The organism is Roseiflexus sp. (genome assembly GCF_057785375.1).
Window position 1 is genome coordinate 1 of sequence record NZ_JBYNRX010000080.1, and the last position, 24186, is coordinate 24186.

The 24186-nt window shown below is 61.4% G+C and carries 23 protein-coding genes and 1 tRNA gene; 15 read left to right on the plus strand and 9 right to left on the minus strand.

Going from position 1 to position 24186, the window contains the following annotated elements; translation table 11 throughout:
• Positions 1-5: 5 nt before the first annotated feature.
• On the minus strand, positions 6-275 hold the full coding sequence (locus AC3EA7_RS14245; RefSeq protein WP_488614729.1) for a hypothetical protein: 270 nt from the start codon (positions 273-275) through the stop codon (positions 6-8).
• Positions 276-450: 175 nt separating this feature from the next.
• Here AC3EA7_RS14245 and AC3EA7_RS14250 point away from each other — a divergent pair, with 175 nt between their 5' ends.
• From AC3EA7_RS14250 to hypE, 5 genes are all read left to right on the plus strand, one after another.
• Complete coding sequence (locus AC3EA7_RS14250) at positions 451-1326, plus strand: NifU family protein (protein ID WP_488614730.1); 876 nt, start codon at positions 451-453, stop codon at positions 1324-1326.
• 10 nt (positions 1327-1336) lie between these two features.
• The gene (locus tag AC3EA7_RS14255) at positions 1337-2440 is read left to right on the plus strand and encodes an NHL repeat-containing protein (protein ID WP_488614731.1); all 1104 of its coding nucleotides are present in this window, start codon (positions 1337-1339) and stop codon (positions 2438-2440) included.
• Positions 2441-2700: 260 nt separating this feature from the next.
• On the plus strand, positions 2701-2967 hold the full coding sequence (locus AC3EA7_RS14260) for a HypC/HybG/HupF family hydrogenase formation chaperone (RefSeq protein WP_488614732.1): 267 nt from the start codon (positions 2701-2703) through the stop codon (positions 2965-2967).
• Positions 2964-4079 carry a hydrogenase formation protein HypD gene (gene hypD, locus AC3EA7_RS14265; RefSeq protein ID WP_488614733.1) on the plus strand — a complete coding sequence of 372 codons (1116 nt, stop codon included), beginning with the start codon at positions 2964-2966 and terminating at the stop codon, positions 4077-4079. The genes AC3EA7_RS14260 and hypD overlap by 4 nt, the downstream gene beginning before the upstream one ends.
• Positions 4076-5134, plus strand: coding sequence for a hydrogenase expression/formation protein HypE (gene hypE / locus AC3EA7_RS14270; RefSeq protein ID WP_488614734.1), 1059 nt, complete (start codon positions 4076-4078; stop codon positions 5132-5134). Before hypD ends, hypE begins: the two co-directional genes overlap by 4 nt.
• Before the next feature lie 351 nt (positions 5135-5485).
• Here the strand turns inward: hypE and AC3EA7_RS14275 are convergent, their stop codons facing one another.
• Positions 5486-5662 carry a hypothetical protein gene (locus AC3EA7_RS14275; protein ID WP_488614735.1) on the minus strand — a complete coding sequence of 59 codons (177 nt, stop codon included), beginning with the start codon at positions 5660-5662 and terminating at the stop codon, positions 5486-5488.
• 183 nt (positions 5663-5845) lie between these two features.
• On the opposite strand from AC3EA7_RS14275, the gene AC3EA7_RS14280 reads away from it, so the two are divergent.
• From AC3EA7_RS14280 to AC3EA7_RS14300, 5 genes are all read left to right on the plus strand, one after another.
• A complete protein-coding gene (locus tag AC3EA7_RS14280) occupies positions 5846-6298 on the plus strand; it encodes a hypothetical protein (protein ID WP_488614736.1) in 453 nt (150 codons plus the stop codon).
• Positions 6298-6741, plus strand: a complete 444-nt coding sequence (locus tag AC3EA7_RS14285) for a hypothetical protein (RefSeq protein WP_488614737.1) — start codon at positions 6298-6300, stop codon at positions 6739-6741. The genes AC3EA7_RS14280 and AC3EA7_RS14285 overlap by 1 nt, the downstream gene beginning before the upstream one ends.
• The gene (locus AC3EA7_RS14290) at positions 6738-7886 is read left to right on the plus strand and encodes a hypothetical protein (RefSeq protein WP_488614738.1); all 1149 of its coding nucleotides are present in this window, start codon (positions 6738-6740) and stop codon (positions 7884-7886) included. The genes AC3EA7_RS14285 and AC3EA7_RS14290 overlap by 4 nt, the downstream gene beginning before the upstream one ends.
• A 196-nt stretch (positions 7887-8082) precedes the next feature.
• Complete coding sequence (locus AC3EA7_RS14295) at positions 8083-8472, plus strand: phasin family protein (protein WP_488614739.1); 390 nt, start codon at positions 8083-8085, stop codon at positions 8470-8472.
• A 719-nt stretch (positions 8473-9191) separates the two neighbouring features.
• Positions 9192-11690 (plus strand): sugar phosphate nucleotidyltransferase, encoded by a 2499-nt coding sequence (locus tag AC3EA7_RS14300; RefSeq protein ID WP_488614740.1) that lies wholly within the window; start codon positions 9192-9194, stop codon positions 11688-11690.
• Between the two features lie 11 nt (positions 11691-11701).
• Here AC3EA7_RS14300 and cdd read toward each other — a convergent pair whose 3' ends face one another.
• The 6 genes from cdd to AC3EA7_RS14330 all read right to left on the minus strand — a co-directional run bounded on the left by cdd (position 11702) and on the right by AC3EA7_RS14330 (position 16706).
• The gene (gene cdd, locus AC3EA7_RS14305; RefSeq protein WP_488614741.1) at positions 11702-12106 is read right to left on the minus strand and encodes a cytidine deaminase; all 405 of its coding nucleotides are present in this window, start codon (positions 12104-12106) and stop codon (positions 11702-11704) included.
• Positions 12099-13403, minus strand: a complete 1305-nt coding sequence (locus tag AC3EA7_RS14310) for a hemolysin family protein (protein WP_488614742.1) — start codon at positions 13401-13403, stop codon at positions 12099-12101. The genes cdd and AC3EA7_RS14310 overlap by 8 nt, the downstream gene beginning before the upstream one ends.
• A 33-nt stretch (positions 13404-13436) precedes the next feature.
• Positions 13437-14375 carry a ribose-phosphate diphosphokinase gene (locus tag AC3EA7_RS14315; RefSeq protein ID WP_488614743.1) on the minus strand — a complete coding sequence of 313 codons (939 nt, stop codon included), beginning with the start codon at positions 14373-14375 and terminating at the stop codon, positions 13437-13439.
• 5 nt (positions 14376-14380) lie between these two features.
• Entirely contained in the window at positions 14381-15445 is a 1065-nt protein-coding gene (locus AC3EA7_RS14320; RefSeq protein ID WP_488614912.1) for a bifunctional UDP-N-acetylglucosamine diphosphorylase/glucosamine-1-phosphate N-acetyltransferase GlmU, read from the minus strand.
• A 44-nt stretch (positions 15446-15489) separates the two neighbouring features.
• Positions 15490-15563, minus strand: a tRNA-Gln gene (locus AC3EA7_RS14325).
• Between the two features lie 276 nt (positions 15564-15839).
• Positions 15840-16706 (minus strand): bifunctional 5,10-methylenetetrahydrofolate dehydrogenase/5,10-methenyltetrahydrofolate cyclohydrolase, encoded by an 867-nt coding sequence (locus AC3EA7_RS14330; protein WP_488614744.1) that lies wholly within the window; start codon positions 16704-16706, stop codon positions 15840-15842.
• A gap of 533 nt (positions 16707-17239) precedes the next feature.
• On the opposite strand from AC3EA7_RS14330, the gene ltaE reads away from it, so the two are divergent.
• The gene (ltaE, locus tag AC3EA7_RS14335) at positions 17240-18292 is read left to right on the plus strand and encodes a low-specificity L-threonine aldolase (protein WP_488614745.1); all 1053 of its coding nucleotides are present in this window, start codon (positions 17240-17242) and stop codon (positions 18290-18292) included.
• A gap of 16 nt (positions 18293-18308) precedes the next feature.
• On the opposite strand, the gene AC3EA7_RS14340 is transcribed toward ltaE, so the two are convergent.
• On the minus strand, positions 18309-19766 hold the full coding sequence (locus AC3EA7_RS14340) for an O-antigen ligase family protein (protein WP_488614746.1): 1458 nt from the start codon (positions 19764-19766) through the stop codon (positions 18309-18311).
• Positions 19767-20197: 431 nt separating this feature from the next.
• On the opposite strand from AC3EA7_RS14340, the gene AC3EA7_RS14345 reads away from it, so the two are divergent.
• The 4 genes from AC3EA7_RS14345 (at position 20198) to AC3EA7_RS14360 (ending at position 24153) form a co-directional block, all read left to right on the plus strand.
• Entirely contained in the window at positions 20198-22153 is a 1956-nt protein-coding gene (locus AC3EA7_RS14345) for a histidine kinase (RefSeq protein ID WP_488614747.1), read from the plus strand.
• A gap of 132 nt (positions 22154-22285) precedes the next feature.
• Positions 22286-22567, plus strand: coding sequence for a sensor histidine kinase (locus AC3EA7_RS14350; protein WP_488614913.1), 282 nt, complete (start codon positions 22286-22288; stop codon positions 22565-22567).
• Between the two features lie 245 nt (positions 22568-22812).
• Positions 22813-22947 (plus strand): hypothetical protein, encoded by a 135-nt coding sequence (locus AC3EA7_RS14355; RefSeq protein ID WP_488614748.1) that lies wholly within the window; start codon positions 22813-22815, stop codon positions 22945-22947.
• Positions 22948-23547: 600 nt separating this feature from the next.
• Positions 23548-24153, plus strand: coding sequence for a sigma-70 family RNA polymerase sigma factor (locus tag AC3EA7_RS14360; protein ID WP_488614749.1), 606 nt, complete (start codon positions 23548-23550; stop codon positions 24151-24153).
• Positions 24154-24186 lie beyond the last annotated feature (33 nt).

Here is a 24186-nt window from a genome sequence, read left to right on the forward strand (position 1 = left end):
GGTTATCATGCATCAGGACACGGCGGATTCTTCGCCGCACGCAACCGATGAATCACCGGAAGGGTGCAGGCGCGATGGGTCAGGAAACGACGCTCCGGCTGCCAGCGATTGACATCGCCCCTGACGGGCCTGCGGCCGCCCCGACGCCAGCGCCGACGGGAACGGCGGCGTCCACGCAGGTGGACGCCCGGCGGAACGCCTGCCCGGCGCAACTTCAGTCGCCAGCCCAGGCGCAGCGCCACAGAGACGCGCGTGATTGCCGCCTGACCATGCATGCCTGGACCCTCACCGGAAAACGTAGTTTACAGACTCATCAGCCGCCGGGCACAAGGCGAATGCCGGATTATTGTGTACATTTTCATTAGCCCGCAGCTCGAAGGATGCGCGGCGTGATGGAGACGGTATACCGGATCCCATTAGCCCATAGCTCTTGAGACGTGAGCATCTGCCATGACAACGACACTCAACGGACACAATTCTGCCATCGGCGAACTGGAGCAACTTGCGTCGCGGATCGACCAGGCAGCAGCAGCGGTGAACAAACTGGATGAGCAGGCGCGCGACGCCGCGCTCGAACTGCAACACGCCGTCGAAGCCTTCCACAAAGCGGCGCTTACCAGCTTAGTACGCCGTCTCAAGAATGATCCGCGCGGCAAGGAACTGCTCTTCGAGATGGTGGACGACCCGCTGATCTACGCACTTTTCGCCCGCCACGAGATCGTGCGCCCGAACGTCGTCGTGCGCGTCTCGCGCGTCCTTGACGCGGCGCGCCCCTACATCCGCTCGCACGGCGGCGATGTCGAACTCGTCGAAGTGCGCGAGAATGTGGTCTATGTCCGGCTCCATGGCAGTTGTAACGGGTGCTCGCTCTCGGCGGTGACGTTACGCAACGAAATCGAAGCCGCGCTGCACGCCAATGTTCCCGAAATCACCAGCGTGCAGGTTGTCGCCGCCGAAGCGGTCCCGGCGCTGATCATGCCCGAAAGCATCGGCGTGCGCGACCATCTCGCCGGATGGATCGTCGGTCCATTGGCGGATGATGTGCCTCCCGGCGCGATGCATCGCATGGCAACCGATCAGGCGGATATTCTGATCATCAATCTCGATGGCCGGTTGAGCGCCTTTCGTAACGCCTGTGCGCATCAGGGGCTGCCGCTCGACGGCGGGTTGCTCGACCCGGAGAGCGGTACGCTCACCTGCCCGTGGCATGGCTTCTGCTACGATGCTGGCAGCGGCGAGTGCCTGACCGCGCCGCAGGCGCAACTGGAGCCATTCCCGCTGCGCATTGAACAGGGGCGCATCTGGGTGCGCCCGGCACAGGGATAGGAGGAGACCGATGGTGCGCCCGCTCGTCTGGATCGGCGCGCACTCGCCTGGTGCGCTGACGCTTCCTCCCGCCGACCCGACGCCGTCGCAACTGTACGCGCCGCGGGGCGTTTATCTCGACGATCAGATGCTGATTGTCGCCGACTCCGGCAACCATCGCGTACTCATCTGGCACGGCGTTCCCGGCAGTGATGGGCAACCGGCTGACGTCGCGCTAGGGCAACCCGATTTCTACAGCGAAGGACCACAGGCTGCCGGTCGCGGTCCACAGCATGGGATGTACCTGCCAACCGGCGTGATGGTTATCGAAGGACGGTTGTACGTCGCCGACTCATGGAACCATCGCATTCTGGTGTGGAACCGCGTGCCTGAGACATCGAACGTTCCGCCGGACAGCGTCATCGGGCAGGCGGACCTGGATGGGTGCGAACCGAATCGCGGCGGCGACGTCACAGGATGCGGCTTCTACTGGCCCTATGGCATTGGGTGGGTCGCTGGTCGTTTCTACGTCGCCGACACCGGCAACCGCCGCGTCCTCGGCTGGAACGGCATCCCTGAAGATCGACAGCCGCCCGACATGGTGCTGGGACAGAACGACGAGTACAGCCACGCCGAAAATCGCGGCGATGCGCCGTCGGCCTGTTCGTTCCGCTGGCCCCACGCGATTGCTGGCGACCATACAACCCTGTACGTCGCCGATGCGGGCAACCACCGCGTGCTCGGATGGACGCCCATTCCTGCGCGCGACGCGCCGGCGCGCCTGGCGCTCGGGCAACGCGACTTCCAGAGCGCGTGGGAGATGCCGCACACGCCGCCAGGACCGTCTGCGCTCCGGTTTCCGTATGCGGTCGTGTGCGAATCAGGCAGGCTGATCGTCGCCGATACCGCCAACAACCGGGTGCTGGTGTGGCATACATTGCCGCGTGAAGGCGCATTCCTGCCGGCGGGCGCCGTCATCGGGCAGCCAGATTTCGCCGGCAACGGCGAAAATCGCTGGCAGGCGGTCGAACGCGACACCCTTTGCTGGCCCTATGGCATATCCTGTTGCAACGACCGGCTGGCAATCGCCGACTCGGGCAATAATCGTGTTATCATATGGGATATCAACGACTGACGTCCTTCTCCGTCCTTGACTCTTTTTTCTCGGACATGTCCTTTGAACGTCTGGCATGTTGCCTTTTTCGACGCACGCATAGCGCAGGGAGGGTCGGAGGGCGTCTCGCCCTCCGAAGAATCTAACCGGCGGCGGAAAGGCATCAGAGCGGCGCCCATTGATGTGGAACCGCCGGATTGATGAATCCGGCAACCGCACAGAAGGCAATACGCAACCGCATCATCTGAATCGATAACGTGGGAAAGGGTAGGGTGAGCGCCATGTGTCTCGGCATTCCAGGTCAGATCAAAGAAATCTATGAAATGAACGGCATCCGCATGGGCAAAGTCGATTTCAACGGCATTGTCAAGGATGTCTGCCTGGCATACCTGCCCGACATTACCGTTGGCGACTATACGATTGTGCATGTCGGGTTTGCCATTACACGCCTCGATGAGCAATCGGCATTGGAGACACTGGCGCTGTTCCAGAGCATCGGCTTGCTCGACGAAGAGTTGCGCCCTGATGCGGAGGAGGAAGCGGCATGAAGTACCTGGACGAGTACCGCGACCCGGAGCTGGCGCAGCGGCTCTTTGCCGAGATTCGTCGCATTACGACGCGCCCGTGGGCGATTATGGAAGTCTGCGGCGGGCAGACGCATTCGATCATTCGCAATGGGATCGATCAACTGCTTCCGCCGGAAATTGAACTCATCCACGGTCCGGGCTGCCCGGTCTGCGTGACGCCGCTGGAGATTATCGACAAGGCGCTGGCAATCGCGTCCCGCCCCAACGTTGTCTTCTGCTCGTTCGGTGATATGCTGCGCGTGCCCGGTAGCGCGAAAGACCTGTTCCGCATCAAGAGCGAAGGCGGCGATGTGCGCGTGGTCTATTCGCCGCTCGACGCCGTGCGCCTGGCGCAGCAGCACCCCGACCGCGAGGTGGTCTTCTTCGGCATCGGCTTCGAGACGACGGCGCCTGCCAACGCCATGGCGGTGTTGCAGGCGCATCGCCTGGGGTTGCGCAACTTCTCGATGCTCGTGTCGCACGTCCTGGTGCCGCCCGCCATCTCCGCCATTATGGAATCGCCGACGAACCGCGTGCAGGGGTTTCTGGCAGCCGGGCATGTGTGCAGCGTCATGGGCACCTGGCAGTACCAGCCGCTGGTCGAGCGCTACCGCGTGCCGATTGTGGTCACCGGTTTCGAGCCGCTCGACGTGCTGGAAGGCATCCGCCGCATCATTCTGCAACTGGAGGCGGGGCGCGCCGAACTCGACAATGCCTATGAACGCGCTGTGCGACCAGAGGGAAATGTCGCAGCACAGCAGGTGCTGTCCGAAGTCTTCGAGACGACCGACCGGGCTTGGCGCGGTATTGGTGTCATCCCGCAGAGCGGCTGGCGCTTGCGCGACGCCTATCGCGCCTACGACGCCGAGGCGCGCTTCGCAGTCGGTGACATTCAGACGCGCGAGTCGCCGATCTGTCGCAGCGGCGAGGTGCTCCAGGGTATGCTCAAGCCCAATCAGTGCCCGGCGTTTGGCAGGGAATGCACCCCACGCACTCCCCTGGGCGCCACCATGGTGTCGAGCGAAGGCGCCTGCGCGGCATACTACCAGTACGGACGGTTCATCAAGGCTGAAGAGGTGGGAGTCGCACGATGAGCGAAGGACTGAACTTCGAGGGATGGTCCTGCCCGCTGCCGTTGCGCGATCACCCGAACATCGTCATGGGGCACGGCGGCGGCGGCAAACTGTCGGCGGAACTGGTCGAGCACCTGTTTCTGCCCGCATTCGCCAAAGCGGGCGCGGTCGATCTGGGCGATGCGGCGCTGGTTGCGATCGGCGGGGCGCGGCTGGCATTCTCGACTGATTCGTTCGTTGTGCGGCCCCTCTTCTTCCCCGGCGGCAATATTGGTGATCTGGCGGTGAACGGCACGATCAACGACATCGCTATGCGCGGCGCGCAGCCGCTTGTCCTCAGCGCCGGGTTCATTCTGGAAGAAGGGATGCCGCTCGATCAACTCGCCGCCATTGCGCGCAGCATGGGCGCGGCTGCGCGCCGCGCCGGGGTCACCCTGGTCGCAGGCGATACCAAAGTCGTTGATCGCGGGCACGGCGACGGCGTCTACATCAACACCAGCGGCTTCGGCATCGTGCCGGAAGGGATCGACATCGGACCGACACGAGCGCAACCGGGAGACGTGATCATCGTCAGCGGGACGATTGGCGACCACGGCATCGCCATTCTCAGCGTGCGCGAAGGGCTTGAGTTCGGCGCAACGGTCGAATCCGACACGGCGCCGCTCAACGGGTTGGTCGCCGATCTCCTGGACGAAACCCCTGCCATCCACGTCCTGCGCGACCCGACGCGCGGCGGGGTGGCATCGACGCTCAACGAAATCGCGTGCGCCTCGCAGGTCGGCATCGTGATCGACGAACGCAACCTGCCGGTGCAGGACGCCGTGCGCGCAGCATGCGAATTGCTCGGTATGGACCCGCTCTATGTGGCAAACGAGGGGAAATTGATTGCGATGGCGCCGCCTGCCGACGCTGAACGCCTGCTGGCGCGCATGCGCGCGCATCCGCTGGGGCGGCAGGCGGCCATCATCGGGCGCGTCACCGCTGACCATCCGGGGCTGGTGGCGGCGCGCACCGGCATCGGCGGGACGCGCATCGTCGATATGATGGTCGGCGAACAGTTGCCGCGGATCTGTTGATCCTTTCCATTTTTCTACGCTGCAAAACCGCTCACCCAAGACCCAAAGGCGCGGGGCTTTGCTCGCCCTCGCGCCGCGTTCCGCTCGTTCGCATGGCGACTGAGGCACTTTGAATCCATCTTCCACTGAACACGACGCCTGTGCGACAAAAGTCGCTGTCTTTGCTCATTGTCACGTGCTACACTCGTGGTGATGCCATACTCATCGCGGTCATTACTGCCGGGGCGCGCTGCGGGACGCCGGGGCGCTGCGGGCGAAAGCCCTCGCTGAGGACATGAAAGCCCCGCCGGGGCTGCTGATGCCACTGCGCGGGCTGGAGCGGGGATGCGCCGCGCAGGAGTAGGGCAGGCTTCAGCCCGCCTGCGCGCGCTTGACGCATTCCGGCGCCAGTCCACGCCGCGCCTGCCCTGGCGCAGCCCGTTTGCGCCGGCTGGCGCTCGCCCGGCGGCTGAAGCCGCAGGCTGGAGTTGCAAAGCCCGCCTGCGCGGTCTTCACCAGGCGATGCCGGATTCTTTTCTCAAAAACCATTCCTGGCGTCCACTGCAAAAAGGCTTAACCACCAAGGACACGAAGCGCACGAAGGTGAATAAACATGAAGCGCATTTCCTTTGTGTCCCTTTGTGACCTTCGTGGTTGCTTTTTGCAGCGAAGTCATTCTTGTCCAAATGACCGCACATTAGTATTAGTATCAGGTATCACAGAGGTGGATGGATGCACCGTCAGGCGCGCGTGTATGTCAAAACCGCCTTCGTTCAGTTGCTGGTCAGTGTCATTGTTGGCGCACTGCTGCTGATCAACGCCGGGACGCCGCTGCACCCGCGTCTCGGTCTGCTCCTGCCCGTCTACTACCACCTGCTCATGGTCGGCTGGGCGACACAGTTGATCGGCGGGGTGGCGCTCTGGATGTTTCCCGTCCTTTCACGTGATCGTCCACGCGGCAACGAACGCCTCGGCTGGATCGCGTATGGCGCCCTGAATGGCGGGCTGCTCCTGCGCGCCGTGGCGGAACCGATGCACGCCATGACGCCGCGCCCCTGGTCAGCGTGGACGCTGGCAGTCGCCGCCCTCCTCCAGGTATGCGCCGTCTGGCTGCTGGTGATCGCACTCTGGCCCCGGGTTCGAGGACGACCTGACATGAATCGTTCGCGGATGGGAGGCGGCTGATGCCACGGGTCAGCGTTTTCATGATCCGCACGGCACTGATATACCTGGCGCTGGGAGCGCTGATCGGCGGCATGCTACTGGCGGACAAGGGGGTGCATCTCTGGCCGTCGTTCTGGACGTGGCGCACCGGGCATGTGCATCTGATGCTGCTGGGATGGACGGTTCAGTTTGCGTGCGGGACGGCAATCTGGATTCTGCCGCGCCTGGATGCCGCCGGGACACGGGGAGCGATGTGGCTCGCCTGGCTCTGTTATGGCGCACTCAACGGCGGCGTTCTGCTTGCAACCCTGTCGGCGCCGTTTGCCGGAATGGCTGGGCGCGAGCGCGTCGCCTGGATGCCGCCGGTTGCCGCTTTCCTCCTCGTCGCCGGCATTGCGGCATTCATCGGGCATGTGTGGCGGCGAATCAGGCCATTTGGCTCAGTTCCTGCGAGGGTGACATGAAACGTGCCATTGCACAGGTCCTGCCGCTGACAGTAACATCCCGTCTGACGCCTGTGATTCGCATCGTGCTGGCAGTTGGCGTGGCGAGTCTGTTGATCGGCGGCATCTGGTCAGGGTTGATGCGTATGGGGTGGGCGCTGCCCGCACCGCATGGTCGGCTGGCGCTGCTCCACGGACCGTTGTTCGTCTGCGGTATGCTGGGCACAGTCATCGGGTTAGAGCGGGCAGTAGCAGTGGGGCGCAGTTGGACATTTGTCGGTCCTGCGCTGACGTTGATCAGCGGCGGCGCCATGCTGCTCGGCGCGCCCGTCAGCCTGGCGGCGCTCCTGGTAACCGGCGGCAGCCTGGTGCTGCTGGCAATCTTCGCGGTGATCATCAGGCGTCAGCCGGCGCGCTTCACTATGACCATGGCGCTCGGCGCCGCCGCCTGGCTCGGCGGCAACCTCTTCTGGCTCGCCGGGCGACCGCTGGCGCTGGCGTCGCTCTGGTGGGCGGGGTTTTTGATCCTGACCATCCTCGGCGAACGGCTGGAATTGGGGCGCCTGCGCAATCTTCCCCCGCTGGCATTGTGGTGGTTTGCCGCAGGGGTAATCCTGCTGCTGGGAGGATTGCTCCTGGCGGGCGTCGCCATGGATGCCGGCATGCGCACAACAGGCGCCGGATTTCTGGCGCTGGGAGCGTGGCTGGTGCAATACGACATCGCGCGCCGCACACTGCGAAAGCCTGGACTGCCGCGCTTCAGCGCTACATGCATGCTATCGGGGAGCGTCTGGCTCGTCATCGGCGGAATCATTGCGCTGCTCTCCGGCGCATTGTATGCCGGTCCGTTCTATGATGCGCTGTTGCACGCCATTTTCGTCGGCTTCGTCTTTGCCATGATCTTTGGGCACGCGCCGATTATTATTCCTGCGCTGCTGCACCTGCCGGTGCGATTCCGCACCTGGAGCTACCTGCCGCTGGCGCTGCTGCACCTGTCGCTTCTGGTGCGCATTGGCGGCGATCTGGCAGGATTGGGAGATGTGCGGCGCTGGGGCGGCATGCTCAATGCAATGGCGATCCTGTTGTTTCTGGGATTGACTGCGCTCAGCATCCGGCAGGGTCGCCAGGCGTCGTTTCGCCCAAACGGAGCGGGAGAGGCGCACTGAACATCCCGTCACTCGCTGCTCTGTTCAGCAGCAGCCTGCTCGAACCAGTCAATAACGAAACGGCTGCACCCCCACCAGGAGCGCTGCTTGACTCCTATCCGCCATCGTGCTATACTACAGTCATAACGCGATGCGTTATGAAGGTGGATCGAAAGATGCTCCTTCCCGTACATATCGTAGCAGCAGGAGGCAACCCATGACCGAGGAAGTCGAAGTCAAAGTCACCGAAGTCGAGGAGAGCGCGCCTGGCGCCAACAAGTGGATTATCGACGGCATGCGCCGGTTGTTGCTCGCCAGCTTTGGCGCTGTCGCCATGACCTTCGATGAAGTCGAAGCCTTCGTCAAGAAGCTCGTCGAGCGCGGCGAACTGGCGCAGAAGGACGCAGAGAAACTTCTGCACGAAATGCAGAACCGCCTGACGGCGAATCGCCCGCAAGTCGAGAAAGTGAGCGACCGCGTCGAGCAGGGCATGGAAGAGTTCCTCAACCGCCTGAACATCCCCTCCAAGCGCGACATTGATGAGTTGAGCGAGAAGATTGCGCAACTGGCGGCGCGCGTCGAGGAACTGCGAAAGAGCCAGGAGTAACAGAACCCAGAAACTGACACACAGGGCTGATTGGAACCAGGCGCCGGGGGCGTAGCACGTGAAGGTCACGTTGCAAACTTCCGGCGCCTGGTTTTCGATTCCTGAGTCTCCCCGGCCCGGCGACTAATGAACATTGACCACATAATCCGGCGCCGCGCTGCGCCCGGCGGCTGAAGCCGCAGGCGACGGTTGCGAAGCCCGCCTGCGCGGGCTGGACCGGGCTGATCCGCATGCGCGGTTATGCAGTCATGCGTCCACAACAAGCCAGCCGGAGCGCGTTGACCGTTGCGTCTTGCGAACTGACTGACTGCGATTTAGTATCAGTTCTCAGTTCTCGGTTCTCAGTTCTCAGTTCTCAGTTCTCAGTTCTCGGTTCTCAGTTCTCAGTTCTCGGTTCTCGGTTCTCAGTTCTCAGTCCTCAGTCCTCAGTTCTCGGTCCTCAGTTCTCGGTTCTCAGTTCTCGGTCCTCAGTTCTCAGTCCTCAGTTCTCAGTTCTCAGTTCTCGGTTCTCAGTTCTCGGTTCTCGGTTCTCGGTTCTCAGTTCTCAGTCCTCAGTTCTCAGTTCTCGGTCCTCAGTTCTCGGTCCTCAGTTCTCGGTCCTCAGTTCTCGGTCCTCAGTTCTCGGTTCCCGGCGCTCCCTCCCTCTAACTCGCTCCTCGTGCTATACTGACATCATGCACAAAACCGATATATCGCATATATCGTGGGTGAGGTGATCGATGAAGGCTGTGGTCATGGCTGGCGGCGAGGGTTCGCGCTTGCGCCCTCTCACGATCAACCGCCCAAAACCGATGGTGCCGATTGTTGATCGCCACGTGATGGCGCATATCATCGAGTTGCTAAAGCGACATGGCATTACCGATATTGTGGTGACTGTCCAGTACCTGGCGAATGTCATCCAGGACCATTTTGGCGACGGATCGGCATATGGCGTCCATATCGAGTATTCACTCGAAGAACAACCGCTGGGCACGGCGGGGAGCGTCAAAAATGCCGAGCGCTTCCTGCGCGAGCCGTTTCTCGTCATCTCCGGCGATGCCTTGACCGATTTCGATCTGACAAAGATTATCGAGTTTCATCAAAGCCACGGTGCAACCGCCACGATTACCCTGACCCGCGTCCCCAACCCGCTCGATTACGGCGTCGTGGTGGTGGATGAACGCGGCTACGTGCGCCAGTTTCTCGAAAAGCCAAGCTGGGGCGAAGTCTTCTCCGATACGGTCAATACCGGCATCTATGTCGTCACTCCCGAAATCTTCCGCTATATCGAAAAAGGCGCGTTTACCGACTGGTCGAAAGATGTCTTTCCGCACATGCTGCGAAGCGGGAACCTGCTGGTCGGATATGTTGCAGAAGGATACTGGACCGATATTGGCACGATCGAAGAATACATGCGCGCCAGTCGCGACTATATGCAGGGAAAAGTCAATCTGCCACGCGTCGGCGAACGCATTTTCGACGAGGTATGGGTCGAAGGGGATGTCGAAATTGCGCCCGATGCGCAGTTCCACGGTCCGGTCTTTCTGGGGCATGGAGTCAAAATCAAGGGTGGCGCCATCATCCATGGTCCGTCTGCGATCCGCGACTATACCATCATCGACACGCGCGCAACAATCGACCGCTCGATCATCTGGCGCAACTCGTACATTGGCGAGCGCGCCGAACTGCGCGGCGCCATCGTGATGCGGCAGTGCAACATCAAAAGCCGCGCCGTGCTGTTCGAGGGAACCGTTGTCGGCGATCAGACAATCATCAATGCCGGCGCAGTGATCGGCGCCAACGTCAAAATCTGGCCCAGTAAAGAAGTCGAGGAAGGGGCGACGATCAGTTCCAGTATCATCTGGGGATCGCAGGGACGCCGCGTGCTGTTTGGACGGTCGGGGATTTCGGGGCTGGTCAACATCGACCTGACCCCCGAGTTCGGCGCGCGCCTCGGCGCGGCCTTTGGCGCGACGCTGCCGCGTGGCGCAGTGGTGACGACTAGCCGCGACACGCACTATACGCCGCGCATGATCAAACGCGGATTGGTCGCCGGATTGCCATCCGCCGGCGTGCATGTGGCCGAACTGCACGATGTGCCATTGCCGGTCGCGCGCGTGATTACCCGCGCCATCAATGCAGCCGGCGGCACCCACGTTCGACTGTCGCCTCTCGACAGTCGCGTGGTGGATATCAAGTTCTTCGACTCCGACGGCCTCGATATCGACACCGCCACCGAACGCAAGATCGAAGGGGTCTTCTTCCGCGAAGACTACCGGCGGGTCTATCTCGACGAAATCGGGCGCATCAACGAGGTGGAGCATATCAATCAGATCTACACCGATATGTTCCTTGGCGCGCTGCGCCCCGACGCAATCGCCAGCATTGCACGCAATTTTCAGGTGGTGATCGATTATGCCAACGCCAACACGTCGAATTTCCTTCCGGCCATTCTGCGGCGGCTGCAAATTGAAGCCGTCGAACTGAATGCCAACCTCGACGCGCAACTCCTGTTTCAGACGCCGCAACAGTTCGAGGCGGGCATGGAGCGGCTGGCGCGGATTACGCCGGTGCTCGAAGCATCGCTGGGGGCGCGGCTCGATGCGGGGGGAGAGAAACTTTTCCTGGCGGACGATACAGGAAAACGACTGCCGGGCATGCAGGCGCTCGCAGCCATTACCGCACTGGCGATGGCGGTCAATGGCGGAGGAACCGTGGCTGTGCCGGTAACAGCGCCACGCGCATTCGAGGTCATTGCTGCTCAGTATGGCGGACGGATCGTTCGAACCCGGGCCACACTCGGCGCGCTCATGCGCACGGCGGCAGCCAATCGCGACATGCTGCTGTTAGGGGATGGCGCCGGAAGTGTGATCTTCCCCTCGTTCTACCCGATTGCCGACGGCATGTTCGCCATTGTGAAAATTGTCGAGCTGCTGGCGCTCCAGCAGGTGCGCCTGTCCGAAATTGTGCGCAACCTGCCGCACTATTTTATGAACCAGGCGCGCGTTCCGTGCCGCTGGGAATTCAAAGGCAAAGTGATGCGCATTCTGAACCAGCAGTATCAGGATCGCAAACTCGATCAGGTCGATGGGGTGAAGATCGATCTCGGCGACGAGTGGGTGCTGATTCTGCCCGATCCTGACGGGCCGTTCTTTCACGTGATTGCCGAAGGCGGCAGTGATGAGCAGGCGCGGGTGCTGGCGGAGAAGTATGCCGGGCTGGTAACCGGGTTGCAGTAGCCTGGAGCGCACTAGCGATCAATGAGCGCAAACCCGGCAGGAAGAAGATCCTCGACCGACGTGATGCGCCACGCGCCCCTGAGATTCGCCAGGATCACAACTGCGCGCGGCGCCAGCTCGAACATGACCTGGCGACATCCACCGCATGGGGTGACCGGTTCTGGGGTATCGGCAATGACTGCCAGTGCGACGATCGCGCGCTCGCCAGCTGCATAGGCGCTGAACAATGCCACCCGTTCGGCGCAGATCGTCGAGGGGTAGGCGGCATTTTCGATATTGCAGCCGTAGAACGATGCGCCAGAGGCAGTTCGCACCGCAGCGCCGACGGCAAACCGTGAGTAGGGGCAGTAGGCGCGTTCGCGCGCAGCAGCGGCGGCGGCAAGGAGTTCCGCCTGTTCGGGCGTCAGTTCATTCATTGTTCCGATCCTCGCCGCGTATTGCCGAGACCTCGTCCTCCCGCGGCAAACGATACTGAAGGCGCAACTTCCGCAGGCGCAGGCCATCCATCGAGAGCACGGCAATGGTTACGCCATCGGTAATCTGCACCACATCCCCAACCTTCGGCACGCGACCAAGGCGCTCGAAGACAATGCCCCCGATACGATCCGACTCCTCCGAAACCAGGCGCAATCCGGTCAGATCGTTAATGTCATCAATCGGCACCCGCGCATCGACCTCAAGATCCCCTGGACCAAGATTCCTGATCGGCTGCTCGTCCACATCGTACTCGTCCTGAATCTCACCGACGATTTCCTCGATCACGTCTTCGATGGTGACAAGACCGGCAGTGCCGCCATACTCATCGACGACAATCGCCAGATGGACTTTGCGCGCCTGAAGATCTCGCAGCAGGGCATCCACTTTCATCGTGTCGGGGACGAAGTGAGCAGTGCGGAGGAGCGACTCGATCGATGCATCACGTTGCCCGGAGCGCAGCCAGAGCAACAAATCCTTCGCATAAAGAATCCCCACGATGTGGTCGATCGTCTCGCGATAGACAGGAATACGCGAATGACCGGTGGTGATAATGATGTTCAGCGCCTCATCGACGGACGCGGTTTCCTCGAGCGCCACAATATCCACCCGCGGGATCATCACCTCGCGCACGGTTGTCTCGCCGAAGGAAAAGATTCCCTCGATCATTTCCCGCTCTTCCGGCTCGATCAACCCTTCTTCTTCGCCGACATTCACCAGCATGCGGAGTTCTTCTTCGGTCACCAGCGGCATTTGTGAGGAGGTCTGACCGCTGGCGACGCGAACGAACGGGCGGGTGAGCACCCCGATCAGCCAGATGAATGGCGCCAGGACGCGCGCGCTGAACGCCATCGGACCGGCGAGGATGCGCGCTGCTGCGGTGGGATTGCTGATTGCCAGGGCTTTGGGCAGCGCTTCAGAGAAGATCAGCATGAAGAGCAGCAAGCCGACAAGCGCCGTTATGCGCCACTGCCACGTCTGACTGTCGAACAGGCGCAGGGTCAGCGCAGTTGCCGTGATGGTCGCCGTGCTGTTGAGCAGCAGGACCGTGGCCTTGAAGCGATACGGTTCGGCAAGCAAGCGGTCGACCACCTGTGCGCGCCGCGCATCGGTCTCGTGCAGCAACCCCAGACGGTGGCGACTGATCGCGGTCATTGCAGCATCGACCGCCGACGTGAATGCCAGGACGAAGAGACAGAGCATGATGCCTGCCAGAACCAGGCCAGTTTCAACGTCCAACGTGCTATCCTCACCCACGCGTTCGCAGGACGTTCACGAAAAGAGTGCGCTCAACGAAAGATCTTTGTGAATGCGCATAATGGCTTCCGCAAACAGCGGCGCTACGCTGATCGCGCGAATACGCGCTTTGCGGCAACCCTCGGGGAGCGGGATGGTATTGGTGACAATCGTTTCAACGAGCGCCGATTGCGCGATGATCTCGGTTGCATCGCCAGCAAAGATGCCGTGGGTCGCGCAGGCATACACCGCCACGGCGCCGCGTTCGCGCAAGACGCGGGCTGCTTCCGCCAGCGTACCGCCGGTTGAGATCATGTCATCGACAATCACAGCGGTCTTCCCTTCGACGTCGCCGACCATGTCGAGCATTTCGGCGACATCGGGTTGTGGACGCTGCTTGGCAATGATTGCCAGACCGACGCCAATGCGCTCACGGAAACTGTTGGCGCGCCCCACGCCGCCAGCATCGGGCGAAACGACCACCAGCCGCGGCAGGTTCATGTCACGAATATGTTCAGCAAGAATCGGACCTGCCTGCAAGTGATCGACCGGAATATCGAAGAACCCCTCGATTGCCGGGGCGTGCAGATCCATAGTCAACACCCGGTCGGCGCCAGCGGTACGGATCAGATTGGCGACCAGTTTTGCCGAGATCGGTTCGCGACCGGTGGTTTTCTTCTCCTGCTTGGCATAGCCATAGTAGGGAATGACCGCTGTGACCCGCGCCGCCGATGCGCGTCGCAGTGCGTCGATCAGAAGCAGCAACTCCATCAGGTTATGATTGACCGGCGTGCACGTCGGTTGAACCACGAATACATCGGAGCCGCGCACATTTTCCTCGACTTTGACGCGCGTTTCGCCGTTTTTGAACGTGCCGACCATGGCGCGACCAAGATTGATATTCAGGTACGACGCAATCTCCTGCGCCAGGAGCCGGTTGGCGTTGCCGCTAAAGATTTGAAGACGACCTTCCATAGAAGTTATGCCTGATAGACTTCGTCATGTGCGCGCTGAACGCCGCGCAGATGGGCAAACGGTCCAATGACAGCGTGCGCCGGTATTGCAACTCCTTCGGCGAGCGTATAGCGTACACGCGCATCATCAGCAACGATGGCATCAATCAATGTCGTATGCGGACCAATGGTGCAACGAGCGCCTACGCAGGTCGCCCCGCGCAGCATGGTTCCCGGCAGCAGCGTCGTATCCTGCCCGACAACCACATCGACATCCACATATGTTGCAGCGGGATCGACAATCGTCACACCGCTGCGCATGAGCGCGTCGAGCAAGCGCATCCGCAGGAGGCGTTCCGCCTGCGCCAGTTGCACACGGTCGTTGACGCCGAGCGCCTCCGTCGGGTCGTCGGCGAGGAGCGCCTGCACTGCACCGACGCCATGGTCGGCAATCGCCAGAGCAACCAGGTCAGTCAGGTAATATTCGCCTTTCACGGGGCTACGCTGTATCCGGTCGAGCGCGGGCCACATCCAGGCGGCATCGAAGCAGAGAATGCCGCTGTTGACTTCGGTGATGGCGCGTTGGGCGTCAGTTGCGTCACGCTCTTCGACGATTGCCGTCACATTGCCTGCCGCATCGCGGATGACCCGACCATAGCCGGTTGGCGGGTTTGCCGTGAAACTGAGCAACGCGACCAGGGCGTTGCTTTCGCGGCGCAACGCCACGAGGCGCTGCAGCGTAGCGCTGCGAACCAGCGGAGCATCACCGACCAGTACCAGCGCCTCGTCGCACGCTCCGCGCATGATCGAGCGCGCCTGAACAGTCGCGTGTCCGGTGCCAAGCCGTTCCGCCTGGACAACGTACCGATACGTTTCACCAAAGCGCGCGCGTACCGTATCGAGCGTATCTGAAGCGAGCACGACTGTGCTTATTGTCGGTTGCAATGCGTCTACCGCCGCGAGGATATGACCGAGCAGCGGTCGCCCGCAGAGCAGATGCAACACCTTCGGCAGCGCCGACCGCATGCGGGCGCCTTCGCCGGCGGCAAGAACAACAACTCCCAATCGCACTGTCGTGAAGAAGGGGACCATCACAGCAATGCTTCCATGATCCCCTGCGTTTATTTGCACAATCGTGGCTGCCGGGCCAGGATTCGAACCTGGACAAACGGATCCAAAGTCCGCTGTGCTGCCATTACACAACCCGGCATTGTTGCCATATACATTATAGCATACGCGATGCGGATTCCTGACAGGTGCGAGGTAAGAGACGAGAGGCAGAGGTAAGAGACGAGAGGCAAGAGAGTGTAAAGGGAAAGGTTGCAGGTTGAAGGCAGTCGTTGAATGTTGCACGTTGCGCGTGGGACGGTGACCGGTAGGGGCGCGCCGCTGGCGCACCCCTGTGGAGTGCACGGCGTCCGTGGGATGGTGGCAGGTGAAAGGTGCGAAGGTGAATCCCCCTTGCCCACCGCCTGCTCCCTGCTCCCTACTCCCTACTCCCCACCCCCTGCAACCGCGCTGCACGCAGGACATTCCGCAGCAGCATCACGTTGGTCACTGGTCCTGTGCCGCCGGGAACCGGCGTAATCGCGGAAGCGACCTCAGCAACGCCAGCAAAATCCACATCGCCAACCATGCGCCCATCTTCGAGGACGTTGACGCCAAAATCGACGACGACCGCACCGGGTTTGACCATATCACCGGTAATCAACCCCGGTTTCCCCGTCGCTGCCACAACGATGTCGGCGTCACGCACGACGGCTGCCAGGTCTTCGGTGCGCGAATGGGCAATGGTGACCGTCGCGTGTTCCTGGAGCAGTAGCAGCGCCATCGGTTTGCCGACCACGACGCTGCGCCCAACGACGGTTGCACGCCGTCCTTTGATCGGAATGTTGTTGCGCAGCAGCAATTCCATGCCGCCGGCCGGCGTGTTGGGAATCAGTACCGGCTGCCCCATGGCGAGCAAACCGATGTTGTACGGATGCACGCCATCGACATCCTTATGCGGGTCGATCTGCGCAATAGCGCGGTTGGCGTCGAACCCTGGCGGCAGCGGCAGATGCAACAGAACGCCATGCACAGTACGGTCGAAACTGAGCGCATGCAGCGTCTCTTCAAGGTCCGCCTGCGTCGTATCTGGTGGAAGTGTATAATCGTGGAAGACAATGCCGATCTCCTCGCACCCTTTGCGGATGGTGCGGGTGTAGCGTTCCGATGCGGGATCGCCCGCAATCTTGACGACCGTAAGCGACGGCGCGACGCCTGTCGTCTGCACGAATGCCTGAATATCGGCGCGCAGTTCCTCACGCAGCGTTTTTGCAAGCGCGCGCCCATCGAGTATCATAGCGGTCATCGAGGTGTCTCCGTGTTCACATGCCTTGACGAGGTGTATTATATGCGAGGCGCGAGGCGTGAGGCGCGAGGCAAGAGGCGCGAGGCAAGAGGCAAGAGGCAAGATGGTGCAAAGGTTGCAGGCGCGCGTCACATGGTTGCCTTGCCCTTCGTGCCGTTCGTGACCTTAGAGGATAGCAGCGGCGCGAGGGGGAGGGGCAGGGGCAGGTGGCAGGCGCGTAGAGCCGTTGCAATGCAACGGCTGTAGCACAAGGCAGGAAGCGCGCGTCACACGGTTGCATTGCCCTTCGTGCCGTTCGTGATCTTAGTGGATCGCAGGGGCGCGAGGGGCGGGGCAGGCGCGAAGGTGCGAAGGTTGAACATGCGAAGGTGAAAAGTGGCAGGCACAAAGGTGAATCCCCAACGCCCTCTCCTGCTCTCGAACCCCTGACATGTTCAGCGTTCTCGGTTCTCAGTTCTCAGTTCTCAGTTCTCAGTTCTCAGTTCTCAGTTCTCAGTTCTCGGTTCGTACATACACGGAGGGAAGCCCTCACGATGCTCACCAGACCTATCGATCTCCGCAGCGACACGGTAACGTTGCCGACCCCGGCGATGCGCACAGCGATGGCGCGCGCCGAAGTGGGCGATGATGTATACGGTGAAGACCCGACGGTCAACCGTCTGGAAGAACTCGCAGCGCAGCGCGTCGGCAAAGCGGCGGCGATGTTCGTTCCCAGCGGCACGATGGGGAATCTCTGTGCGTTGCTGGCGCACTGCAATCGCGGGGATGAGGCGATCGTCGGCGACCAATCGCACATCTACAACTACGAGGCAGGCGGAGCATCGGTCGTGGGGAGCGTGGCGTTCCATGTCGTTCCCAATCAGCCGGATGGAACCATTGCGCTTGATAACCTGCGCGCAGCAGTGCGCTGGACCGACGACCTGCACTGTGCCGAGACGCGGCTGATCTGCCTGGAGAACACCCACAACAGTTGTGGCGGCACGGTTCTATCGCCGGAATATCTGGCATCCGTCGCAGCATTCGCCCGCGAACGCGACCTTCTGGTGCATCTCGACGGGGCGCGTGTGTTCAACGCTGCGGTAGCGCTCGGCGTGAATGTCACCGAACTGACGCGCCACGCAGACAGCGTCATGTTCTGCCTGTCGAAAGGGCTGTCGGCGCCGGTAGGGTCGGTGCTCTGCGGTGACGAAGCCTTCATCCGCCGCGCCCGGCGCGCGCGCAAGGTGCTGGGCGGCGGCATGCGGCAGGCAGGCGTGATTGCCGCCGCGGGCATCGTCGCACTGGAGACGATGGTAGACCGGCTGGCAGAGGATCACGCGAATGCGCGGATGCTGGCAGAGGGTCTGGCGGGTTTCCCGCAGATCGCTATCGAACCGGCGCGTGTGCAGACCAACATTGTCATCTTTACCCTACGCGATGGATGGTCTGCTGATACATTCGTCGCGCACCTGCGCGAGCGCGGTGTTCTGATGGGCGACATGGGAAGCGGACGAATCCGCGCCGTCACCCACGACGGGATCGATGCCGGTGATATTGCTGAAACGATTGCAGTTGTGGCGGAGGTGGTGAGAGGGGTTAGGGGTTAGGGGTTAGGGGTCACCTTCAACCTTCCATCCCATCCAACCCTTCCACTGCCACTGCCAGCCCGACCGTGCCCCACAGCAGCGCGCTCATGTGGCTGAATTCGATATTGAAAAAATAGTGGTCGAGCAACCCCACCGCCAGCGCCGCAGCCAGCGCCGCCTGGAGCGACACTAGCCACGCGGCGCGTTCCTCGTCGCCGATACGAACGGCGGCGCGCAGCGCATTCCAGCTTCGCGTGAAAAACCACGTCACAATCCCCAGGAACGCCGCCAGACCGACCAGACCGGTGCGTTGCGCAATCGCCAGATAAATGCTCGACACCCCGGCAACCAGGTCGATCTCCGGCGCCTGACCAAAGCCGATGCCGAACACCGGATATGCCTGGATGATCGCAATCGCATTCCGGTACTCTGCCAGACGCATCTGGTTCGCCTGATCGCGGAACTGCACCCCTTCGACCACGCGCTCGACGAAGCGCTCCCCGACGCCCAGCCCGATGAAAAGGACAGCAGCCAGCGCCCCGGCTGCCACGATGATCCACCAGAGTCGCCGATAGCGCAGCGTCGCCACATACATCGCGGCGACAATCATGCCGCCGAGCGCCGCGCGCGAGTACGTGAGGAACAGCGCCAGCAGGATGGCGCCGGTGGCGATCAGCAACATGCGTCGCGGCAACGCCGGACGTTCACTCACAACCTGGGTTGCCGCCAGCGCCCCGATCAGCGCCAGCATCCCGCCAAAACTGTTTGGGTCGACCGAGAGACCAATTGCGCGCATCAAACCGTTGGGATCGTCCTCGACATACCGCAGCACGCGCCCTTCGGTCGGGTAGCCGATGCGACCGAACGCTATGAGTATCTGAAGCGCCAGTTGCGCAGGAATGACATACAGAACGAGCGCAATGACAGCAGAGAGTGCAGCGCCGATGATCAAAAAGCGGATGACCCAGCGCACCGTCTCGCGGTCGCGCACACAGTTGACGACGCTGAAGAAGAACAACGTGGCCATGACAAATTTGACATAGTTGTGGATTAGCGAAGGTTCAGGACTGGCATTCGAGCCGAGCAGCAAGGCGAACAGCGTGATCCCCAGGAAACCGAGGAGCGCCGTGCCGATAGGGGTCACGATCAGGCGCTCATCACTGCGCACCAGCAGACGCAGCGACCAGACCCCCATGAGCGCCGCCAGTGCCAGCGTCAGCAGCGTGGGGGTCACCACAGCCCGGAAGGGAAGCGTGGCAAACGGCAGGATCGTCGCAATGCCGATAACCGTCGCCAGCCCGACGCGGGTATCGATCAGGATCGCATAGATGCCGATCAGCGCCGCCAGCGCAACAAAACCAAGCCAGAACGGACCGAACGCCACCGTAGCGCCGCCGGCCAGACCGAGCAGCGTCGCCGCCAGCGCCGCAGTCAGCGGACTGCGGCCCAGCGTTATTGCCAGGTCATCACGGGCAGAGCGCGAGAAAAGACTCATGGGTTGTGTCCGCCAAAAACAACCGCGTAAGCGGGTGTCTTACAGAAGGACAGATCGATAATACTAAGAGCCTATCCGAAAAATCGCTGACTGAAGTGCGACCGGGTAGGCGAAGGCAATGCCTTCGCCTACACTTAAGGTTTTTGTAGCATCCACACGTCACATTGCAACTGTACCGCATATTCTGATGTCTGGCAAGCGGCATCGGCGATACGGCAAGTACGATTCGTTACGCGCAGGTACACAGTCTGTGGTACGATACGTGCACAAGTATAGCCTTTTGCGTGTCTATGGCAGGATTCGTTGCTGGAGCGTCGAGCGCCGGTGTCAGCCGATATCTACGACGGAGCGACGCTCACAACCGGCGCAGCGCAGCAGTGGTCCACCTGAACGTCGTCCCATTAACACAATGACAATGTCGAACAACCGAAATGAACACGCAACGCCATCCTCTTCCCTGGCAGGCGCACGCACTGCTCATCTTCGCATGGGCGCCGATCATCGCTGGCGTCATCAGTTTCATCAGTGCGCTCAATCTCATCGGGCAACCATCGATCGGCATTCTGCCATTGTGGCAGGGGGCGATCCGGTGCAACGCCGTATCGCCGATTACGCCGCCATCCTGGCCCGGCATGGCGAGCGGTGCGTTGCAAACCGGGGACTGCATCGAAACGATCAACAGCCTTTCGGCTCGCACATGGCCGCTGGAGGAGCTGGAGCGTTACGCCAGCAGTGAGGATCGGAGCAATCTGGTTGATGTCACCATTCGTCGCGGCAGCGAGTTGCTGACGGTTCGAGTCGCAGTGCTGCGACTGGCGTGGCTGCACGTTCTCCAGCTGCAAGCGGGCATCATTCCGATCATTTTGTTCGTCTGGGCGCTGGCGCTGGTCGTGTTGCTGGCACAACCCCACAGCGAAGCAAATCAGGTTTTCGCCGCGCTTTTCCTGACGCTGGCGCTGGCGATCGCCGGGCTGTTTCACGGGTTGAACGATGCGCAGGGACAGTACTACACCGCCTTCACCATTGTGAGCAGCATGGCATGGATTGGACCGCTCCTGCACCATCTGGCGCTGTTGACGCCACGACCAATCACACGCTTTGCCTTCCTGCGTTTTGCGCTCCACCCCGTCGGTTTGGGCGCGATGATCCTGCATCTTGATAGCATGCTGGAATTCCTGCCGTTCCTTCAACCATGGCGAGATGCAGCGCCAGGAATAGCCAGTACAGTCAATGGGACGACCATGCTGATCGGGCTGACGGCGTTCCTGGGGCGTGCAGGGTTCTGGGTATGGCGTGGCGACCGCACCATCGCCGATCAGATGTGGGTGCTGTTGATCTCGTGGGGGCTTGGCGCAGGACCGCTGACGCTGGCAAGCGCGTATTACCTGATCACCTACCGCGCGCCGCTGGGAACCTCGCTTCAGCCATTCCTCTTCGGTCTGGTCATCCTCTGCACCGGTATCGCCTATATCACGCTGCGCTACCAGAGTTTCGCCTATCGCGGTCGTATTTTGAACATCCTGGCAATGATCTACCTCAGCGCCGCAGTAGCATGCGTCATTATGGTCATCGTACTGATCGGCATCATCCGCATGCCGGTGGATGGTCTGTTGTTTATGGCATTGTGGAGCGCAACGTTTGCGACGACCCTCTTCTGGCACACCGACAGTCCGTTTCGCCGCCTGTGCCGACGTTTTTTCTTGCGGCATCAGCATCATTACCAGGCGACGCTCGACTTCGCAACGCGCATGAACCAGGTATCGGATCTCAATGCAGCCATGCAGCAGGGCGTCGGCTTGATACGCCAGGCGGTCATGTGCGAATGGGTTGCGGTGCATTCCTCACTTGCCCCGGATCGGGCGTGGCTGGCGACGACGACAACTACAGAGATGCGCCGGGCGGATCCAGTACAAGCCGATTCCGCATTTCTTCCCGAAGCGCCTGCGATCACCCATCAACTCATCAGCGAAGGGGAAATGCTGGGAACCCTGTATGTGGGACCGCGTCGCACGCCAGAACCGCTTGATGAGGAAGATGAACACTTGATCGGCTTACTGGCAACTATGCTGGCGAATGCAATCCATATTCGCGCACAAATTCAACGCCTTTCGGTGGTGCCGGCACAGATCATCGCAGCGCAGGAACAGGAGCGCGAACGCATTGCGCAGGAGATCCATGACGGGATCATGCCATCGTTCAGCGCTATTCCGCTGGGACTGATGCAGATCGAACGGCTTGTTCAGGCAGACGTTCCGGTAGACGAGATCATCACGACATGCAAGGCATACCGGGAGCGCACCATCAAGGCGACCAAAGAACTGCGCAGTATTCTCCGTCATTTGCAGCCGCCGCTGGTTGGAGCAACGCACCTTGGCCTTTCAATCTAGGCGTTTACCCAGGAAATCTGCAATCTCTACGGTGTCACTGCACGAATTCACGGCGCCGGGAGCGTATACCCGCTGGACGAATCGACCGCGCGCCATGCCTACCGGATCATCCAGCAGGCGATTGTCAATGCCATCCAGCACGCGCGCGCCGGGCAACTTGAAGTGTGCATTACAGCGGATGGCAACGGATGGACGTGTCGGGTGACTGATGACGGGTGCGGCTTCGATCCGCAGCGCCTGCAACAGAACAATGGCTTCGGTCTGTTCTCGATGCGTGAGCGAGCGCGGATTATCGGCGCCACGCTTACCATCGAGTCTCAGCCAGGGCAGGGAACGACCGTAACGTTGCGGGTAAACGGTGCGAATGTGGAGGGGGCGAACGACCTGTTGGCGAGTTTGTCGCAGCATGCGTGAACGATGGGCAGGCAAAGGGTGCAGAGCGACCCTTTCTTCCCGCTTGCGTGCATTCTGATACCAAGTGGCGTTCAGTCAGCCAAAATGTTCGAGCATTCGTTGTGCAAGGCGCAACGGTCAACGCGCCCCAGCAGGCGTGTTGTGGGCACATGACTGCGCAGTGGCATCAGCAGCCCCGGCAATCATGAGGTCACTGCACCAAGCAACCACGAAGGGCGCCAAGGGACACGAAGGACATGCGCTTTATGTTGCTTCCCCTTCGTGCGCTTCGGGTCCCTGGCGGTGAAGCCTTTGTGCAGCGGACTCGTTGTTGGATCAATGCCGGGATGCCGGGGTGCGAAGAGTTCGGTACGGTGCAACGTGAGGGGCGTGAGGCGTGAGACGCGAGGCGCGAGGGGGGGCAGGGGGCAAAGCCCCCACCCCTGCCCCTCCCCCGCGGGGGGAGGGGGCTGTTTCTTCCTTTGAGAGGGGACGCGGTTCGACTGCTCTCACCGCAAGTGCAAGCCCCGCTGGGGCTGCGCGCCAGGGTGCGCGTAGGGCGCGCCGCTCGCCAGCAGCGCTCGCGTAAGCGCATCCCTCCTCCGCACCTTTGCGCCTTTGCGTTGTTGACTTCACTGCAAAAAGATGGAACCAAGCAACCACGAAGGGCGCCAAGGGACACGAAGGACATGCGCTTCATGGTTCTCCCCCTTCGTGCGCTTCGGGTCCCTGGCGGTGAAGCCTTTGTGCAGCGGACTCAATCATGGTTGTTGCATACGTATTCCGCCAGCCACTCGTCCGCCCGGCGGCTAAAGCTGCGGGCTACTGCTGCAAAGCCCGCCTGCGCGGGCTTAGATGTTCTCAAAAACCATTCTTGCATAAATGAGACCGCGCATCAGTATGACATCAAGGGTCTTGGGGAACACGTTGCACGTTACACCTTGAATGGCAAACAACGAGTATAATACTCTCGCCCGATAATCAATGGCGGGAGCGACGCGGTGGCAAACGAAGAGTTGCGTCTGGTTGCAGCTGCACAGCGTGGCGATGTTGAAAGCTTCAACGCACTGGTGCGGCTGTATGAGGGGCGCGTTTACAATCTATGCTATCGCCTGCTTGGTGATGCCGACAGTGCGGCGGACGCGGCACAGGATGCGTTTATGTCCGCCTATCGGCATTTGCATGCATTTCGCGGCGGGTCATTCCGCTCGTGGGTGCTGCGGATTGCCACGAATGTCTGTTATGATGCGCTGCGTGCCCGCCAGCGTCGTCCGGTCGTTTCCCTCGACGCAGCCGGGGAGTCCTCCGCCGAAGAACCATCATCGCTTCAAATTACCGATACGTCGGAGACGCCAGACGAATTTGCGCTGCGCCGCGAACTGGCGCGCGCCATCGAAGCCGGTCTGGCGCAGTTGCCGGTCGATCAGCGTCTGGTCATCGTGCTGTGCGATCTGCAAGGATTGACCTACGAGGAGATCGCCGAGGTGACAGGCGCCAACCTGGGCACGATCAAGTCACGCCTGAGCCGTGGGCGCGCCCGCCTGCGCGACCTGCTGCGCCACGAGGAACTTCTGCCGCTACGGTTCCGTCATGAAAGGGAAGAATAACGGATGGCGCAGAGCGCGCACGGATTGTGTTCA

Excerpts from the sequence above, each read along its gene's own strand:
- AC3EA7_RS14355 (WP_488614748.1), top strand. The coding sequence starts at position 22,813 with ATGTTGCTTCCCCTTCGTGCGCTTCGGGTCCCTGGCGGTGAAGCCTTT.
- AC3EA7_RS14250 (WP_488614730.1), top strand. The coding sequence starts at position 451 with ATGACAACGACACTCAACGGACACAATTCTGCCATCGGCGAACTGGAG.
- hypD (WP_488614733.1), top strand. The coding sequence starts at position 2,964 with ATGAAGTACCTGGACGAGTACCGCGACCCGGAGCTGGCGCAGCGGCTC.
- AC3EA7_RS14295 (WP_488614739.1), top strand. The coding sequence starts at position 8,083 with ATGACCGAGGAAGTCGAAGTCAAAGTCACCGAAGTCGAGGAGAGCGCG.
- AC3EA7_RS14330 (WP_488614744.1), bottom strand. The coding sequence starts at position 16,706 with ATGACCGCTATGATACTCGATGGGCGCGCGCTTGCAAAAACGCTGCGT.
- AC3EA7_RS14260 (WP_488614732.1), top strand. The coding sequence starts at position 2,701 with ATGTGTCTCGGCATTCCAGGTCAGATCAAAGAAATCTATGAAATGAAC.
- AC3EA7_RS14320 (WP_488614912.1), bottom strand. The coding sequence starts at position 15,445 with ATGGTCCCCTTCTTCACGACAGTGCGATTGGGAGTTGTTGTTCTTGCC.
- AC3EA7_RS14275 (WP_488614735.1), bottom strand. The coding sequence starts at position 5,662 with ATGGTTTTTGAGAAAAGAATCCGGCATCGCCTGGTGAAGACCGCGCAG.
- AC3EA7_RS14345 (WP_488614747.1), top strand. The coding sequence starts at position 20,198 with ATGAACACGCAACGCCATCCTCTTCCCTGGCAGGCGCACGCACTGCTC.
- AC3EA7_RS14255 (WP_488614731.1), top strand. The coding sequence starts at position 1,337 with ATGGTGCGCCCGCTCGTCTGGATCGGCGCGCACTCGCCTGGTGCGCTG.
- cdd (WP_488614741.1), bottom strand. The coding sequence starts at position 12,106 with ATGAATGAACTGACGCCCGAACAGGCGGAACTCCTTGCCGCCGCCGCT.
- AC3EA7_RS14290 (WP_488614738.1), top strand. The coding sequence starts at position 6,738 with ATGAAACGTGCCATTGCACAGGTCCTGCCGCTGACAGTAACATCCCGT.
- hypE (WP_488614734.1), top strand. The coding sequence starts at position 4,076 with ATGAGCGAAGGACTGAACTTCGAGGGATGGTCCTGCCCGCTGCCGTTG.
- AC3EA7_RS14285 (WP_488614737.1), top strand. The coding sequence starts at position 6,298 with ATGCCACGGGTCAGCGTTTTCATGATCCGCACGGCACTGATATACCTG.
- AC3EA7_RS14280 (WP_488614736.1), top strand. The coding sequence starts at position 5,846 with ATGCACCGTCAGGCGCGCGTGTATGTCAAAACCGCCTTCGTTCAGTTG.
- AC3EA7_RS14245 (WP_488614729.1), bottom strand. The coding sequence starts at position 275 with ATGCATGGTCAGGCGGCAATCACGCGCGTCTCTGTGGCGCTGCGCCTG.
- AC3EA7_RS14300 (WP_488614740.1), top strand. The coding sequence starts at position 9,192 with ATGAAGGCTGTGGTCATGGCTGGCGGCGAGGGTTCGCGCTTGCGCCCT.
- AC3EA7_RS14315 (WP_488614743.1), bottom strand. The coding sequence starts at position 14,375 with ATGGAAGGTCGTCTTCAAATCTTTAGCGGCAACGCCAACCGGCTCCTG.
- ltaE (WP_488614745.1), top strand. The coding sequence starts at position 17,240 with ATGCTCACCAGACCTATCGATCTCCGCAGCGACACGGTAACGTTGCCG.
- AC3EA7_RS14340 (WP_488614746.1), bottom strand. The coding sequence starts at position 19,766 with ATGAGTCTTTTCTCGCGCTCTGCCCGTGATGACCTGGCAATAACGCTG.